The 17,030-nt window shown below is 67.2% G+C and carries 12 protein-coding genes; 7 read left to right on the forward strand and 5 right to left on the reverse strand.

Annotated features, from left to right (window positions below; all coding sequences use genetic code 11):
• Positions 1-2: 2 nt before the first annotated feature.
• Both PX653_RS00490 and PX653_RS00495 read right to left on the reverse strand, forming a co-directional pair.
• On the reverse strand, positions 3-2,135 hold the full coding sequence (locus PX653_RS00490) for a bifunctional 2',3'-cyclic-nucleotide 2'-phosphodiesterase/3'-nucleotidase (protein ID WP_277416011.1): 2,133 nt from the start codon (positions 2,133-2,135) through the stop codon (positions 3-5).
• A gap of 193 nt (positions 2,136-2,328) precedes the next feature.
• Complete coding sequence (locus tag PX653_RS00495; RefSeq protein WP_277416012.1) at positions 2,329-4,773, reverse strand: TonB-dependent receptor plug domain-containing protein; 2,445 nt, start codon at positions 4,771-4,773, stop codon at positions 2,329-2,331.
• 518 nt (positions 4,774-5,291) lie between these two features.
• Between PX653_RS00495 and PX653_RS00500 the strand changes: the two genes are divergently transcribed.
• The 3 genes from PX653_RS00500 to PX653_RS00510 are packed head-to-tail and all read left to right on the forward strand — an operon-like array spanning position 5,292 to position 9,377.
• A complete protein-coding gene (locus PX653_RS00500) occupies positions 5,292-8,456 on the forward strand; it encodes an error-prone DNA polymerase (protein WP_277418675.1) in 3,165 nt (1,054 codons plus the stop codon).
• A 43-nt stretch (positions 8,457-8,499) separates the two neighbouring features.
• Positions 8,500-8,895 (forward strand): hypothetical protein, encoded by a 396-nt coding sequence (locus PX653_RS00505; protein WP_277416013.1) that lies wholly within the window; start codon positions 8,500-8,502, stop codon positions 8,893-8,895.
• Positions 8,896-8,900: 5 nt separating this feature from the next.
• Positions 8,901-9,377, forward strand: a complete 477-nt coding sequence (locus tag PX653_RS00510; protein ID WP_277416014.1) for a GNAT family N-acetyltransferase — start codon at positions 8,901-8,903, stop codon at positions 9,375-9,377.
• A gap of 125 nt (positions 9,378-9,502) precedes the next feature.
• Here the strand turns inward: PX653_RS00510 and PX653_RS00515 are convergent, their stop codons facing one another.
• A complete protein-coding gene (locus PX653_RS00515; RefSeq protein ID WP_277416015.1) occupies positions 9,503-10,135 on the reverse strand; it encodes a WG repeat-containing protein in 633 nt (210 codons plus the stop codon).
• 145 nt (positions 10,136-10,280) lie between these two features.
• Here PX653_RS00515 and PX653_RS00520 point away from each other — a divergent pair, with 145 nt between their 5' ends.
• Positions 10,281-11,462, forward strand: a complete 1,182-nt coding sequence (locus PX653_RS00520; protein ID WP_277416016.1) for a hypothetical protein — start codon at positions 10,281-10,283, stop codon at positions 11,460-11,462.
• 59 nt (positions 11,463-11,521) lie between these two features.
• Positions 11,522-12,016 carry a GNAT family N-acetyltransferase gene (locus PX653_RS00525; protein WP_277416017.1) on the forward strand — a complete coding sequence of 165 codons (495 nt, stop codon included), beginning with the start codon at positions 11,522-11,524 and terminating at the stop codon, positions 12,014-12,016.
• A 343-nt stretch (positions 12,017-12,359) separates the two neighbouring features.
• On the opposite strand, the gene PX653_RS00530 is transcribed toward PX653_RS00525, so the two are convergent.
• Entirely contained in the window at positions 12,360-12,779 is a 420-nt protein-coding gene (locus tag PX653_RS00530) for a PRC-barrel domain-containing protein (RefSeq protein WP_112940488.1), read from the reverse strand.
• 181 nt (positions 12,780-12,960) lie between these two features.
• Between PX653_RS00530 and pyrG the strand changes: the two genes are divergently transcribed.
• Positions 12,961-14,652 carry a CTP synthase gene (gene pyrG, locus PX653_RS00535; RefSeq protein WP_277416018.1) on the forward strand — a complete coding sequence of 564 codons (1,692 nt, stop codon included), beginning with the start codon at positions 12,961-12,963 and terminating at the stop codon, positions 14,650-14,652.
• Entirely contained in the window at positions 14,649-15,503 is an 855-nt protein-coding gene (gene kdsA / locus PX653_RS00540) for a 3-deoxy-8-phosphooctulonate synthase (protein WP_277416019.1), read from the forward strand. Before pyrG ends, kdsA begins: the two co-directional genes overlap by 4 nt.
• Before the next feature lie 82 nt (positions 15,504-15,585).
• On the opposite strand, the gene PX653_RS00545 is transcribed toward kdsA, so the two are convergent.
• Positions 15,586-16,887 (reverse strand): glycerate kinase type-2 family protein, encoded by a 1,302-nt coding sequence (locus tag PX653_RS00545; protein ID WP_277416020.1) that lies wholly within the window; start codon positions 16,885-16,887, stop codon positions 15,586-15,588.
• Positions 16,888-17,030 lie beyond the last annotated feature (143 nt).

Consider the following 17,030-nt stretch of genomic DNA (forward strand, 5'->3'; position numbering starts at 1 on the left):
CATCACTTCGACAGGTCGATGGTGTACTTGGCAAAGCCGCTGGCATCGAGTCCGCCTTCGGCCGTGACGGCGGCGATGCCGCTGGCGCGCGCCAGCGCCAGGTGGCCTGGTGCCGAGCGCAGGATCACGGGGCCGGCCGTCGCCACCTTGGCGAACGACCAGCTGCGCGCGTTGCCATTGGCGGCCAGCGTGACCTTGCCGGTCGCCTTGCCGACCTTCTGCAGGTAGTTGCTGACGACGGTCTGGTTGGCATCCGGCGACTTGATGATGGTCTTGCTGCCGTCGATGCCGGGCACGTTGCCGCCGCCACCGGCGCGATAGTCGTTGGTGGCGACGATGAAGTCGTCCGTGTCCCCCACCGGCTTGCCCTGGTAGACGAGGTTGACGATGCGGCTGCCGGCCGGCTTCGTCACGTCGATCTGGTACGTCAGCGCGTTGTTCTCGGCGTAGAACACGTCATAGTTGTAGATCGTGCCGTAGCTCGGCACCAGGTCCTGCTCCGCCGTCCTGGCCGGGTCGATCTGGCCGAACTGTTTGGCCGACGCTTCCAGCCAGGCCTTCAGGTCCGCACCCTTGATCTTCACGGCCTGCAGGTTGTTGTTGCTGTACAGGTAAAGGTCGCCCGGGTTGCGCACCTGCAGGCCGATCGGGGCGGCGGCGCTGGCGCCCGGCGCCACGTCGGTGAAGTCGGATGGCCCGTTGCGGCCGGCCTTGAACGGCGCGCTGCACGAGATGACCGGGATGGCCTTGTACGATGCCAGCACGGGATCGGTCGACGTGGCGATGAAGTTCTTCACGTAGTCGATCTGGGCCTGGTTTACCAGCTGGATTGCGGAGACGTCACCCACCAGCGAGAAATACGACGACATCTCGAAATCCGTCGTCACGCCCAGCGGCTGCTTGGCGTAGGCGATGGTGTCGGCATGTTCCTTTGCGACCAGCGCGGCGATGGCCGGATCGGCCTTGACGAGGGTGCTGCCGTCCGTGTACTTGAAGCCGCGCGATTCGACGTTTGTCTTCGCCGGCTGCGTGACCCACTTGCCGCCCTGGTAGACCATCGTCATGCGGATGATGCCGAGGCGCCGGCCCCAGCTCTGCGCCATCACGGTCGGGACGCCGTTGACGAAGCCGTTGACGGCATCGACCTTGGCGCTGGCCGGCAGCGCGGCCAGCGACGGGTCGAGCGCCGCCGCCCCCGGCTCCTTCCCCTTCGGGAAGATCAGGTGCGAGTGGCCGATCAGCAGCGCATCGATGCCGGTGCCGGCCAGGTGGTAGCTCTGGTTCTCCATCTTGGGGCTGTAGGGGCTGGGATCGAGGCCGCCGTGCGACAGCGCCACGATGACGTCCGCCCCTTTGGCGCGCAGTTCGGGAATGTACTGCTGCGCCGCTTCCTTCGCGCCGCTGACGGCGACCTTGCCGGCCAGGTTCTTCTGGTCCCACTCCAGGATCTGCGGCGGCACGAAGCTCATGATGCCGATATTGAGCTGCACGTTCACGCTGCTGCCGTCCGGCGCCCTGGCGGTAAACGCGCGCGGCAGCACCGCATACGGCTGGAAGATCGGCTTGCCGCTGGCGACACCGGTGACGTTGCTGAGGACCAGCGGGAACGCGGGCGCGCCGCAGGTGCCCGTCGGCTTCGTCACGCCGGGAATGTTGAAGTCCGTGTTGGTGACCTGCGACAGGAACGGCAGGCCGTAGTTGAATTCGTGGTTGCCCATGCCGCCGCCGTCGTACTTCAGCGCGTTCATGGCCTTGTGCACGGCCAGCGTGCCGGAGCAGGGCACGGGGCTTGTCACGGCCTGCAGGTCGCCCAGCAGGGTGCCCTGGATTACGTCGCCGTCGTCCAGCAGCACGTTGTTCGGGTTCTCCGCCCGTGCGGCCTGGATCAAGGTGGACGTGCGCTCCATGCCGAGGCTGGTGTCCTCGGCCAGCGAATAGTAGTTGTAACTGAGGACATTCGAATGCAGGTCGGTGGTTTCCATCAGCGCGAACGTGACGGTCGTGCCTTCCGGGACCTTGCCCGCCGCGGGCGGCTGCGTCGGCATGGCCGGCGGCGGATCGTCGCCGCCGCAACCGGCCAGGCCGACCAGCCCCGCCGCCATCCATGCCGCCACCATCACCTGATTCGTCTTCATTACTGTTCCTGTCGGGGGAGAAATTAAAATGGCGAATGTAACCGTGCGATATGACTGCGCAATGACAGAATGGCCGCGTTCGTGTCCACCTCGGGGTCACACCCCGACACAGACACGAACGCGGCCATTCCTGATATTGATGTGCTCGTGTCCATGTCGGGGTGTGACCCCATGGTGGACACGGGCTGAGCAGTTAGAACTTGACGTGCAGCCGTGCGAAGTACGAGGCGCCGTTCAGCCCGAACTGCACGCTGTCGTACTTGAAGCCGTTGTCCGTTTCGTCCGCGTTCTGCGACGTCGGCTTGACGTTGAAGATGTTGTTGCCGCCCACGGTGATCTTGGCGTTCTGGCTGATCGTGTAGGTGACCGACAGGTCGGCCGACGTCTTCGCTTCGTACTTCAGGTTCGGCACGCCGGCGGCCGTGCCGCTGAAGGTGCCCAGCGTCTGCGGGCCGAAGTGGATGATGCGGAAGTCTGTCTCGATCGGCCCCGTGATGTAGTCGAAGCCCAGGGTGGCCTTGCGGCGCGGGCCGCCCTGTTCGATGAACAGGCGCTCGCGCTCGGACAGCAGCACGTCCTCGTAGCCGGCCAGCGAAGCGGGAGCATGGATGCCGTCCACTTCCGTCTTGCTGAAGTTCGCCGCCAGGAACGTCGTCAGGCGGTTGCCGAGCACGGTGCTCTTGTGCGAAGCCGTCAGGTCCAGGCCCTGCGTCTTGGTGTCGACCGAGTTCACGAAGAACTGTGCCTGGCCGACGCCCAGCGTGGACAGGCGCGCCGCCAGTTCAGGATAGTTGTCCGCATCGAAGCGGCCGGACAGCACGATGCGGTCCTTGATCTTGATGTGGTACAGGTCGGCCGTGACGGACAGCGCGTCCGTCGGCGTCCACGTCGCGCCCAAGGTGAAGCTGCGCGACTTCTCTTCCTTCAGTTTCGGGATGCCGGCCAGGTTGGCGACGGCGCCGCCGTTCGGCGCCAGCACCACGTCGGTCGGCACGCCGCCGATGAAGTCCGTGAACGTCGACGAGAAGTAGGCCTGCTGCAGCGACGGCGCGCGGAAGCCCGTGCTGGCCGAGCCGCGCAGCAAGGTCGAAGGCGCCAGGCGATAGCTGCCGGCCAGCTTGCCGGTGACGGTGGAACCGAAGTCGCTGTATTTTTCCCAGCGCACGGCACCCTGCACCTTCGCGTCGGCATTCAGGTCCGCTTCCAGGTCCAGGTAGGCCGCCGTGCTGTGGCGGCGCGCATTGGTGATGTCGCCCGGCTGGAAGCCGGGGAAGCCCTGGCTGCCCGCGTTGCCGCCGGTGCCGACGCCGTCCGCGTCGATGTACGAGCCGGGCTCGCCGGCAAAGATCTTGTACTTCTCGACGCGGTACTCGGTACCGAACGCCACGTTCAGGCCATTGCCGACCAGGCCTTCGAAGTAGCGGTTGAAGTCCAGGTTGGTGGTGTACTGGGCGAACGAGAAGCCGCCCGCGTCGAACGTGTCCGGGCTGATGCCGCGCCCGCCCGCCAGCAGGTCGGCGTTGGCGATCGAGGCGTTCAGCGTGTTGGCGATGTCGTAGCGCAGGCGGTTGTAGCCGTAGGTCTGCGACAGGTCGCTGTTCCACTCGCCCAGCTTGGCGCGGTGGCCCACGATCACGTAGCGGTCGTCCAGGTCGCCGTTGATGAACGGGACGAAGCCGTCCGGGTACATCGCCGCGGAATTACGCGACGGGATGTCGTCCGTGCCGACGCCGCCGCGGCCGAAGGCGGCCGACGAGGCGTCGCGCGTCTGCACGCCGCCCGTGAAGTAGAAGCGGCCCGAGTTGCCGGAGACGCCGGTCGGGATGTCGCCGTTGACGTACAAGGTCTTGTTCTTGGTTTTCGAGTCGCCGATGATGCGCGGGTTGTCCGGCTCCGAACGGTCCGAGCGGCCGCGGTCCAGGTATTCGCCCGTCACGCCGACGACGCCGCCGGCCAGCGCGAAGCCGCAGTAGGCCGAGGCCAGGTAGTTCTTGCCGTCGCCGGCGGAGTACTGGCCGTAGCCGGCCACCGCTTCGCAGCCGATGCTGCGTTTCAGGCCGATATCCATGACGCCGGCAATGGCATCCGAGCCGTACTGGGCCGCGGCGCCGTCGCGCAGCACCTGCACGTCCTTGATCGCCAGCATCGGGATCGCGTTCATGTCGGTGCCCGTGTTGCCGCGGTTGCGCGCGCCGAACAGGTTGACCAGCGACGACGTATGGCGGCGCTTGCCGTTCACCAGCACCAGCGTCTGGTCGGAGCCCAGGCCGCGCAGCGCGGCCGAGTCGACCAGGTCGGCGCCGTCCGCGCCCGTCTGGCGGGTCGAGTTGAACGACGGCGAAATATTGGTCAGCGTCTGCGACAGGTCGAACTGGCCGCCCCGTTCGGCCGCGGCCGACAGCGGGATGACGTCGACGGGCGAGACGGTATCGGTGGCGGAGCTGGTGGCGCGGCGCGAGCCGACCACGTTGACGACCTGGATCGCGGACTGGGCCGGCTGGACCGCTGCCGGGGCGGTATCGGTGGTCTGCGCGTGCGCGCCGGAGGCCGCGAACAGGGCGCTGCCATACAAACTCAACAGGACTGCCTGGCAGACGGGGCGCAGGGCAGGACGGATCTTGGCGGTGGTCGAAAACACGAGGTCGCTCTCCGAGGGAAAAAAACGATTCTAATCGGCAGTCCCGTCGTTGCACTACGACCAATTTTCCAATTGTGACAATTTTGCACAAGGTACTTATTTACAACCGTGCAGGCCCCAGGCTAGTATAGATTGCCGCTGTTGTACGCTCAGCCTTGAGGCGGCATCCCAGGTGGAATCCGCCGCGCCGCCGACCGGCAGCCGGTCTCCATGCCATACCTTCCACAGCAGGCAGGGCTGGCCCACGTGGGCGCCCTGGTACACCTGCAGCGACCTCTTCAGCAACACCGTCAACGCGCCCGCCGCGCTGTGTTCCCTGCCGCCCGGCGGGTGATTGAAGTTGCGGCCTTCCAACGTGCCATCGATTCGTTCGCACCTCGCATGGACACCGTTGATGCCGTGGGCCTTGAGGTCGTTGTAGGGTCATCGCCACACGCATGCCGCCGGGCCGCCGTTCGTGCGCGACAGGGGCGGCCTGCGCGCTATAATACTGTATGCATGTACAGTAGTCGGAGAGAATTATGGCCACCTTCACCACCTTGCCCCCCTATGCGGAGCTGTTTTGCATGACGAATTTCTCGTTCCTGCACGGCGCCTCGCATGCCGAGGAACTGGTGGCGCGCGCCATCCAGCTGGACTATTCCGCGCTGGCGATCACGGACGAATGCTCGCTGGCGGGCGTGGTGCGGGCTTTCGGGGAGGCCAAGGCGGCCGGGTGGGACGAGCATCTCCTGATCGGCAGCTGGTTCCGGCTGACCCATCCGGACGGCAGCCATGCGCTGTCGCTGCTGGCGCTGGCGCAGAACCGCAACGGCTACGGCAACCTGTCGGAAATGATCACGCTGGGACGCACGCGGGCGGAGAAGGGCCACTACCGGCTGCATCCGGAGGATTTCGCGGCCCCGCCGCCGGAGCGGGCGCATCTGCAGGGCATGGCGGATTGCCTGTTGATCCTCCTGCCGGACTATCCCACATGGGACGTGGCGGACATCGACCGCTTGCATCGCCAGGCCGCATGGCTGGCGGCCACGTTTCCCGGGCGCGCGTGGCTGGGCCTCGTGCTGCTGCAGCGTGCGTTCGACGAAGGCCACCGCCAGAGCGTCGAGGAGGTGGCGCTGCAGCACGGCCTGCCCGTCGTGGCGGCCGGCCACGTCTGCATGCACGTGCGCTCGAGGAAGCCCTTGCACGACACGCTGACGGCCGTCCGCCTGGGCAAGCCCGTGTACGAATGCGGCTACGACCTGGCGCAGAACGCGGAGCAGCACCTGCGCTCGCGCCTGCGCCTGGCCAACGTCTATCCGCCGCAGGCGCTGGCCGAGACGGTGCGCATCGCCAGGCAATGCACGTTCTCGCTGAAGGAACTTCGCTACGAGTATCCGAACGAGCTGATTCCACCGGAGCACACGCCGTCGTCCTACCTGCGCCAGGAAACGTATGGCGGCGCGCACCTGCGTTATCCGCACGGCGTGCCGGGCAAGGTGCAGGCGCAGATCGAGAAGGAGCTGGAGCTGATCCAGGAGCTCAGGTACGAATTCTTCTTCCTGACGGTGTACGACATCGTGCGCTTCGCCCGCAGCCAGGACATCCTGTGCCAGGGCCGCGGCTCGGCCGCCAACTCCGCCGTCTGCTACTGCCTGGGCATCACGGAAGTCAATCCGGCCGAAAGCAACCTGCTGATGGGGCGCTTCATCTCGCGCGAGCGCGACGAGCCGCCCGACATCGACGTCGACTTCGAGCACCAGCGCCGCGAGGAAGTCATCCAGTACATCTACGCGAAATACGGCCGGCACCGGGCGGCGCTGGCCGCCACCGTGATCTGCTACCGCCCCAAGAGCGCGCTGCGCGACGCCGGCAAGGCGCTGGGCGTGGACCTGGCGATCGTCGAGAAGGTGGCCAAGTCGCACCATTGGTTCGACAGCAAGCACGAGCTCCTGAACCGCTTCGCCGAGTGCGGCCTCGATCCCACCACGCCGATGGCGCACCAGTGGGCCAGCCTGGCGCAACGCCTGCTGGGCTTCCCGCGCCACCTGTCGCAGCACGTGGGCGGCTTCGTCATCGCGCAGGACAAGCTGTCGCGCCTCGTGCCCATCGAGAACGCGACGATGAAGGACCGCAGCGTGATCCAGTGGGACAAGGACGACCTGGAGGAACTGGGCCTCCTAAAGGTGGACGTGCTGGCGCTGGGCATGCTGTCGGCGCTGCGGCGCGCGCTGCACCTGATCGGCCAGCGCCGCGGCGAGGAATTCGGCATGCAGGACATCCCGCGCGACGACGAGGCGACGTACGACATGATGTGCGAGGCCGACACCATCGGCGTGTTCCAGATCGAGTCGCGCGCGCAGATGACGATGCTGCCGCGCCTGCGGCCGCGCCGCTTCTACGATCTCGTCATCGAAGTGGCGCTGGTGCGGCCCGGCCCGATCCAGGGCGGCATGGTGCATCCCTACCTGCAGCGCCGGCTCGATCCCAGCCTGATCGACTATCCGGAAGGGCTGCACGAGGCGCTGGAGCGCACGCTCGGCGTGCCGATCTTCCAGGAGCAGGTGATGCAGGTGGCGATGATCGCGGCCGGTTTTTCGGAAGGCGAGGCTGACCAGCTGCGCCGCGCGATGGCGGCGTGGAAGCGCAAGGGCGGCATGGACAAGTACCGTGGCCGTATCATCAGCGGCATGACGGAGCGGGGCTACGACATCGAGTTCGCCGAGCGCATCTGCGAACAGATCCAGGGCTTCGGCGAGTATGGTTTCCCGGAGTCGCACGCGGCCAGCTTTGCGCTCCTGACGTACGTGAGCTCATGGATCAAGTGCCACGAGCCGGCCGCCTTCCTGTGCGCACTGCTGAACAGCCAGCCGATGGGCTTCTACGGTCCGTCGCAGCTGGTGCAGGATGCCAGGCGCCACGGCATCGAGGTGCGGCCGATCGACATTGCCGTCAGCGGCTGGGAGTCCACATTGGAAGAAAAAGAGCCAGGCACGCAGCCGGCCGTGCGCCTCGGCATGGCGCTGCTGCGCGGCATGCGCGCCGAGTCGGCCGAGCGGATCGAGCAGGCGCGCGCGCTGCGCCCGTTCGCGGACGTGGCCGACCTGGCCCGGCGTGCCCGGCTGGACCGGCACGACCTGCAGGTGCTGGCCGGCGGCAACGCGCTGCGCAGCCTGGCGGGCAACCGCCGCCAGGCGTTGTGGGAAGCGGTGGGCGCGGTGCCGGACAAGGACCTGCTGCGCCCCACCACGCCGGTGGAGGAAACGCCGCAACTGCGCGCGCCCAGCGAAGGCGACGACATCATCGGCGACTACCGCGCGCAAGGCCTGACCCTGGGGCGCCATCCGCTGGCGCTGCTGCGCCCCCAACTGCTGGCCAAGCGCTTCCTGCCGGCGGACGTGCTGAACACGTTCGCCGATGGCCAGTTGGCGCGCGGTGCCGGCATCGTCACCGTGCGCCAGCGTCCCGGCACCGCCAAGGGCGTGCTGTTCATCACGATCGAGGACGAGACGGGCAACGTCAACGTCATCGTCTGGCCCGATCTCGTCGACCAGTACCGGCGCGAGGTGCTGGGTGCCTCGCTGCTGGGCGTGTACGGCGTGTGGCAGCAGGAGGGCATCGTGCGCCACCTGGTGGCCAAGCGGCTCGTCGACCTGTCGCCGCTGCTGGGCAAGCTGCCCACGTCCAGCCGCGATTTCTGCTGAATTGGGGTAGCATTGCATGAACGACCACATCGAGGAGAATGCCATGAACGATCAATCGCCCGCCCTGGTATCGCTGCGTATCGAATTTTCGCCCGCCATGGACGAGGACAAGGAAGCACGGGTCACCCTGAACGGCAGCAGCACGACGATCGTGTCCGTCTCGGCCAGCCAGTTCGCCGACTTCGACGCGGGGCTGGCAGCCGTGGGCGCGCAGACCCAGCAATTGCCGGCCGGCGCGTCGCTGGGCGGCCGCGAAGGCGACCGGGTGGCGTTGGAGTTCCACGCCGACGGCACGATGGGCGCCACCATCGCCCGGCCCATGGGAGCCGAGACCTTCACGGCGCCGGTCAGCGCGGCAGCACTGGCCCGGCTGGCGGACAGCGTGCACCAGGTTGCCCAGGCGGGCGAGGGCACCGTCGACTGGACGGTGGCGGATTGACGGGCGTGACGGCGGTCCCGATCGCGATCCGTCCGGCCGCGCTGCCGGACGACCTGCCGCACGTGCGCGCGCTGTTCCGCGAATATGCGCAGGGACTGGGCGTCGACCTGTGCTTCCAGGATTTCGAAGCGGAGCTGGCGGGATTGCCCGGCAAGTATGCGGTACCGCGCGGGCGCCTGCTGCTGGCGTGGCAAGGGGACGACCCCGTCGGCTGTGTCGCGTTGCGGCCGGTCGATGCCACTCGCGCCGAGATGAAACGGCTGTACGTCCGGCCGGTCGCGCGGGCACGCGGCCTGGGCCGGCAACTCGCCGAGCGCATCTGCGCGGAGGCGAAGGAGGCGGGCTATCGTGGCATCTGCCTGGACACGCTGGTGACGATGACGCCGGCCGTGCAGCTGTACCGGGAGCTGGGGTTCGCGCCGATCGACCCGTATGTCTTCAACCCGCTGGAAGGCGTGCTGTTTCTCGGCCGCGAGCTGTAGTCGGCACCGTAGCTGGCCCGGTTGTCAGCCCGTGCCAAGTCCTTGCTCGGTCCGAGCTGCGCTCGTGCTCAGCCCGTACTCAGCCCGTACTCAGCCCGGCCCTCGGCGCCGTACTCAGCGCATCCTCAGCGTAACTCGTCGAAAGGATTGGACCGCACGCATTGCAGCAGGTCGGCACCGGCGCGCGGCGTGAGGATGCGCCGTTCCGGCGTACCGCAGACGGTGTCCAGCGTGGGCAGCGCATAGGTGCGGCGCTTGGTGCCGTCCAGCTTCAGCTCGTCCGCCGAGCCGCCGACCAGGCGGTCGAGGTGGCAGTCCTCGTCGTCGCAGTAGCGGGTGCAATCCGTGCAGGCGACGGCTTTGCCGTCATGGAACGCCTGGCACACGTCGTAGCGGGCCGGGACCACGATCGTGAACCGGTTGGCCTGGAAATACCCGCACTTGCCGTCCGGCGTGGCAAAACGGCCGACGCCACGCTCGGCGTCCGGATAGTCGAAGTCGCCCGTATGGTAGATGCCCGGCACCACCACCTTGCCCTGGCGGTTCACTGCCATCAGCTCGAAGGCGTCCGCGCGCGACACCAGCGCGTAGCCAAGCCGGTCCCATTTCAGCCGGCCCAGGTATTGGCGCTTGACGTGGCGCACGCCGTCCTGCTCCGTGAAGCAGGCAGCGGGCCACCCGTCGCCGTCTTGGGGACAGATGTCCGCGCCGGCGGCCGGGCCCCCCAGCAGGATGGCGGCGCAGGTCGCGCCGAGCACTGCGGCACGTATTCGGGCAATTCTTGGCATTATAAAATTGGCAATTTATCTTGACTCGACAGTATAATCGCGGCCGCCGGTTCGCGGCCATTGCTGAACGCAGAGTGGCCGCGACACCACTCCCTTCATTGCCATCGAGGATGCCATGCGCCTTGCCGCTTTCCATTTCCTGAAGTCCGCTCCACTGACTGCCCTGCTGTCGTCGTGCCTCCTGTCCGGCACGGCAGCCGCGGCCCAGCCCGACCTGACCAATACCGCCGCCTTCGACCGCACCTGCACGAGCGTGAAGCGCAGCGTGCGCATGACCGTGCAGGAACAGCAGGCCTTCGTCATCTGCAAGGACGTGGCGCTGGTGCAGCACATCTGGACATTCGTCGAGCAGGGGTCGCGCCGCATGAAGGAAGGCGATCCGCCCCATGCCGAGATCGCACTGGCGGTGCGCGCCGAGCTGACGCATGCCCGCGACCAGTTGCGCCAGAGCCGGCAGATGCTGGAGAAGATCCGCATCCGCTCCGCGGCGGACGGGCTGCTGCTGGTGCCCGCCACGTGGGTGCGCGACCTGGACGGCGATGGCGAAGTCAGCATCGCCGAGCGCCACTTCTTTGCCATCCCGGCGCGGCGCGACAGCCCGCTGACCGTACGGCCGCCCTCGAACGAGCGCGATTACTACGAGCGCGAGTACAACCTGAAGGCGGCGGTGCGCACCGACCAGTCCGATATCCTGTGGTCCCTCAGCTATCACTACTTCGCCGAGGCACTGGTCGAGATGGCGCTGTCGTACCAGTACCGCGACGGCGTCAAGTCGGATGAGGCGATCTTCCTGGCCCATCCGGACGGCATGCGCCGCGCCCACCAGCTGCTGGTGCGCGGCATCGAGACCTCGGAAAACATGCGCCGCGCCGTGCTGGCGGAGCGTGACGACAACCTGGAGTGGCTGGCCAATCCGCGCCAGGCGAACACGGCATTCCCGGTGCCGCTGGACGACGCCGATTTCCGCGTCTGGGGCGAACTGATGCGTCACCTGATTCCGCTGGTGAAGGGCCGCACCGTGCTGCCGCTGGGCGAAAAGATGGGCGGCTCGCTGGCTGCGCTGGCCCGCGTTTGTCCGGAAGGGCAGGGCTTCTCGGTGCCGGCGCTGTTTGCCGATGCACCCCGGTATCCGCTGGCATCGCTGAATCGCGCCACGTGGGCCCGGTACTGCCGCAAGATCGACACAGCCCATCCGGCCTCCGGGCTGAACGCCTTCATCCAGTCGTACGCCGACAAGCCGGACCAGGCCGACAGCGCCGCGATGCGCTACCTGCGCCGGCTGCTCTGGGTGAATTGACCGGCACGGCCAGTCAGGCACGGCCAGTCAGGCACGGCCGGTTCTGGCACAATGGACCGATGGACGACTTTCTCTTCCGCCCGGCCACCGTGGCCGATGCGCCCGCGCTGGGTGCATTGGTGCTGGACCTGCTGCCCTACCTGACGGTCGACCCGGCGGGAAAGGGTGCCGATGAATTCATCACGCACATCGATGGCGCGGCGCAGCTGCGCTACCTGCGCCAGCCGCGCTTCCGCTACCGGCTCGCCATGCGCTGGGGTGCGCTCGCCGGATTCGTCGCGTTGCGCGACGACAGCCACGTGTTCCACCTGTTCGTGGGCCGCCCGCTGCACGGCCAGGGACTCGGCCGGCGACTGTGGGAACTGGCGCGCGCCGAGGCGCTGGCGGCGGGCAATCCCGGCGTGTTTACCGTCAATGCTTCCGACCATGCGCTGCCGATGTACCGTCATTTCGGTTTCGAGCCGACCGGCCCGCGCGAGGCGCAGCGGGGGATTGCCTGGACGCCGATGCGGCTGGGGTCTGCCGGGTCGCCGTACCGCCCCGCAGGGGACTGACCCTCATGCCGCTAAGTTAAGAACCATAAGCAACCCCTACGGCGAAGGGCCGGGGTCAGACCCGGCGGGACTCGGCGTCCCCGTCTGACCCCAGTTCTTGGACTTGGGTTTCAGGAAAAGCCAGCGGCTCGCTGACCTATACGCCTTAACTTAGCGGCACCAGGCACGGCCGTCAAAAAAAACGCGCCCTCCGGAGAGGGCGCGCCGCGGCCGGGTTATGGCCGATATGGGACGGGAGAACCCGTCCGCCGGCGGCCCGCGCAGGACACAACCGGCATTCAGGGCGTCCCCCCGTTGCTGCCATGAGGGAACGCCGGACGTGGCGGCCAATGGCCGCCCACCGTCAGCGCAGGCCTTGACGCGCGGCCGATGCGCTGGTTCCGTAGTAGCTGTGGATCTCGTTGGTCCACGCGTCGTTGGCCATGTCAGGCCAGTGATCCTTGTCGAAGCCTGGCGCCGCCTCGATGCGTTCCTTGGCGATGTTCAGGCGCAGCTGGTGGTTGGCGGTGTCCAGCGCCAGCGCTTCCCAGGGAATCGCGAACAGCTTCTCGCCGATCGTCAGCACGCCGCCCGAGGCCATCACGACATAGGACACGCGGCCCGTCTGCATGTCGAGCATGATTTCCTTGACGGTGCCCAGGTGTTCGTTCTGCATATTGTGGATGTGGTCGCCGATCAGCGTGTCCGCGCCCATCAGGCGCGGGCCGGGGCCCTGGTGGCCCTGGTCGACGTAATTGCCGGCTGCATCGCGTTCATAGCTCATGTTGGCCTCCTGTTGAAATAATGGCCATTTTCCGCCCGGACAATGGCATGGGTCTGTTCGTTTGCGCACAATGGCGGGGCTTGCCGGAATGGAATTTTGCTGGCCTCGTGGTGAAGAAACGGGCCAATTAGGCTATAATTTCAATTTCCCGCATCGCGCCTCCCCGGCGCCCGATCTCGCAATGACCAAATTTGTCTTCGTCACTGGTGGCGTTGTGTCGTCCCTTGGAAAAGGGATTGCCGCCGCCTCCCTCGCCGCGATCCTCGAATCGCGCGGCCTCAAAGTCACCATGCTCAAGCTGGACCCGTACATCAACGTGGACCCGGGCACGATGAGCCCCATGCAGCACGGTGAAGTGTTCGTCACCGACGACGGCGCCGAGACCGACCTCGATCTCGGCCACTACGAGCGCTTCATCTCGACGCGCATGCGCAAGGTGAACAACTTCACCACGGGCCAGATCTACGAATCCGTGATCCGCAAGGAACGCCGTGGCGAATACCTGGGCAAGACCGTCCAGGTGATCCCGCACATCACGAACGAGATCCAGGACTACATCCGCCGTGGCGCGGAAGGCTACGACGTGGCGCTGTGCGAGATCGGCGGAACCGTGGGCGACATCGAATCGCTGCCGTTCCTGGAAGCGGCACGTCAGCTGAGCCTGCGCGCCGGCCGCAAGAACTCCGCGTTCGTGCACCTGACGCTGGTGCCGTTCATCGCCTCCGCGGGCGAACTGAAGACGAAGCCCACGCAGCACTCGGTGCAGAAGCTGCGCGAGATCGGCATCTCGCCGAATGCGCTGCTGTGCCGCGCCGACCGCGCGATTCCGGAAGACGAGCGCGCCAAGATCTCGCTGTTCTCGAACATCGAGGAACGCGCCGTGATCTCCGTGTGGGACGTGGACACGATCTACAAGGTGCCGCAGATGCTGCACGACCAGGGCCTGGACGCGATCATCTGCGAGGCGCTGGACATCGATCCGGCCCCGGCCGACCTGTCGGTCTGGTCGAAGCTGATCTACACGCTGGAGCATCCGAAGGCGGAAGTGTCGATCGGCATGGTCGGCAAGTACGTCGAGCTGACCGAGTCGTACAAGTCGCTGACCGAAGCGCTGCGCCACGCCGGCATCCATACGGAGAGCCGCGTCAACATCGAGTACATCGACTCGGAAGAGATCGAGGCGAAGGGCACGGCCGACCTGGCCAAGTACGACGCGATCCTGGTGCCGGGCGGCTTCGGCAAGCGCGGCGTGGAAGGCAAGATCAAGGCGGCCCAGTTCGCCCGCGAGAACAAGGTGCCGTACCTGGGCATCTGCCTGGGCATGCAGGTCGCGCTGATCGAGTACGCGCGCCACATGGCCGGCCTCGCGAAGGCCAACTCCACCGAGTTCGAACCGCAGACGGAACAGCCGGTCGTGGCCCTGATCGACGAGTGGCAGGGCCAGGACGGCAAGGTGGAGAAGCGCGATGCCAACTCCGACCTGGGCGGCACGATGCGCCTGGGCGCGCAGGCCTGCGCCGTCAAGCCGGGCACGCTGGCGCACGAGATCTACGGCAGCGTCGTGACCGAGCGTCACCGTCACCGCTACGAGGCCAACAACCATTACCTGTCGCGCGTCGAAGAGGCGGGCCTGGTGGTGGCGGCCCGCACGCCGACGGAAGACCTGTGCGAAATCATGGAACTGCCGCGCGAAGGCGCCAACGCGCACCCGTGGTACATGGGCGTGCAGTACCACCCTGAATTCAAGTCGACCCCGCGCGACGGCCACCCGCTGTTCACGTCGTTCATCCGCGCCGCCTTGGCGCACAAGGGCGTGTCCGGCGTGGCCGCCAACAACGGCGTGTCGGCATCCGAACAAGGAGCTGCAGCATGAAACTGTGTGGATTCGATGTCGGCCTGGACCAGCCGTTCTTCCTGATCGCCGGCACCTGCGTGATCGAGTCGCGCCAGATGGCGTTCGACGTCGCCGGTGCGATGAAGGAAATGACGGCCGAACTGGGCATCCCGTACATCTATAAATCGTCGTTCGACAAGGCCAACCGCTCGTCCGGCACGTCGTATCGCGGTCCCGGCATGGACAAGGGCCTGGAAATCCTGGGCGACGTCAAGCGCGAGCTGGGCGTGCCGGTGCTGACGGACGTGCACACGATCGAGGAGATCGAAGCCGTGGCGTCCGTCGTCGACGTCATCCAGACGCCGGCCTTCCTGTGCCGCCAGACCGACTTCATCACCGCGTGCGCGCAGTCCGGCCTGCCGGTGAACATCAAGAAGGGCCAGTTCCTGGCACCGCACGACATGAAGAACGTCATCGACAAGGCCCGTGCCGCCGCCCGCGCGAAGGGCCTGAACGAGGACAACTTCATGGCCTGCGAGCGGGGCGCCTCGTTCGGCTACAACAACCTGGTCTCCGACATGCGCTCGCTGGCGATCATGCGCGAGACGGGGGCACCGGTCGTGTTCGACGCGACGCACTCGGTGCAGCTGCCAGGCGGTAACGGCACTTCGTCGGGCGGCATGCGCGACATGGTGCCCGTGCTGTCGCGCGCGGCCGTGGCGGTCGGCGTCGCCGGCCTGTTCATGGAGACGCACCCGACGCCGGCCACGGCGCTGTCGGACGGTCCGAACGCCGTGCCGCTGGGCCGCATGAAGGAACTGCTGTCCACGCTGATCCAGCTGGACCGCATCACCAAGCAGGCCGGGTTCCTCGAGAACGGCTTCGAGTAAGCATGGAAAAGCCGGCGATTGCCGGCTTTTTTCGGTTTGAGGCAACTGGTTGCGGGCAGAATCCACGGTCACCAGAGGTCATCTACTGCCGCAGCACCAGCAACGCCCGGAAATCGTTGACGTTCGTCAGCGTCGGTCCCGTCACCACGCTGTCCCCCAGCGCCTGGAAGAAGCCGTGGCCGTCGTTGTCCGCCAGGCTGTCCTGCGCCTTGATGCCCGCGGCCCAGGCCCGCGCCAGCGTATCGGGGGCGATGACGGCGCCGGCAATCTCCTCCTGGCCATCCACGCCATCCGTATCGGCCGCCAGGCCGTGGACACCCGGCGTGCCGCGCAGTGCCAGCGCGCACGCCAGCAGGAATTCCACGTTGCGCCCGCCGCGCCCGTTGCCCCGTACCGTCACCGTCGTTTCGCCGCCGGACAGCAGCACGCAAGGCGTTGCGAACGGCTGGCCGCGCGCGGCCGCCTGCAGCGCGATACCGGCCATGACCTTGCCCACGTCGCGCGCCTCGCCCTCGATGCTGTCGCCCAGGATGTAGGGCGCGATCCCCGCGTCGCGCGCCACTTGCGCCGCCGCTTCCAGTGCCATCTGCGGCGTGGCGACCAGGTACGCCTCGGCGCGGGCCAGGCGTGGGTCGCCCGGCTTGACGGATTCGCCCCGGCCGCTCTCCAGCACCGCCAGCACGGCCGGCGGCAGCTCGATGCCGTAGCGGCGCACGATGTCCAATGCATCCGCGCAGGTCGTCGGATCGGCCACGGTGGGACCGGACGCGATGTCGATGGGATCGTCGCCCGGCACGTCGGAGATCAGCAAGGTGACGACGCGGGCCGGGTGGCAGGCCGCCGCCAGCCTGCCACCCTTGATGGCGGAGAGGTGGCGGCGCACGCAGTTCATCTCGCCGATCGTTGCGCCGGACTTCAGCAGCGCCGCGTTGACGTGCTGTTTGTCCGCCAGCGTGATGCCGTCGAGCGGCAGCGGCAGCAGCGCCGAGCCGCCGCCCGAGATCAGGCACAGCACGGTGTCGTCCGCCGTCAGGCCGCGCACCAGCGCCAGCATGCGCTGGGCCGCTTGCAGGCCGGCCGCATCGGGCACCGGGTGGGCCGCCTCGACGATCCCGATGCGCTCGCACGGCACCGCATAGCCGTAACGGGTGACGACCAAGCCCTCCAGCGGGCCAGGCCAATGGCGCTCGACGGCGCGCGCCATCTCGGCGGAGGCCTTGCCGGCCCCTATGACGAGCAGCCGCCCGCGCGGTACCGGTGGCAGCGCGGCGGGCACGCACAGTGCGGGCTGGGCGGCGGCGATGGCCGCGTCGAGCATGCGGCGCAGCAGGGCGCGCGCGTCGTGGTCGGGTGTGCTGTTCATGGTCGCGACGATAGCATCCATGGGCCCGCCAGGCCAGTGCCGGCGATTTTGTAGTAGCCCGTTCCGCTTCCCTACAAGGCCATCCTCTGTTACCCTTGCTGCAATTTTTGCATGCGCATCATGTTGCATGTCCGGCCATGCGCGTGCCCCACCGGTTTTTGTCT

It is taken from the genome of Pseudoduganella chitinolytica (assembly GCF_029028125.1).
In the GTDB taxonomy this organism is placed as follows: domain Bacteria; phylum Pseudomonadota; class Gammaproteobacteria; order Burkholderiales; family Burkholderiaceae_D; genus Rugamonas; species Rugamonas chitinolytica.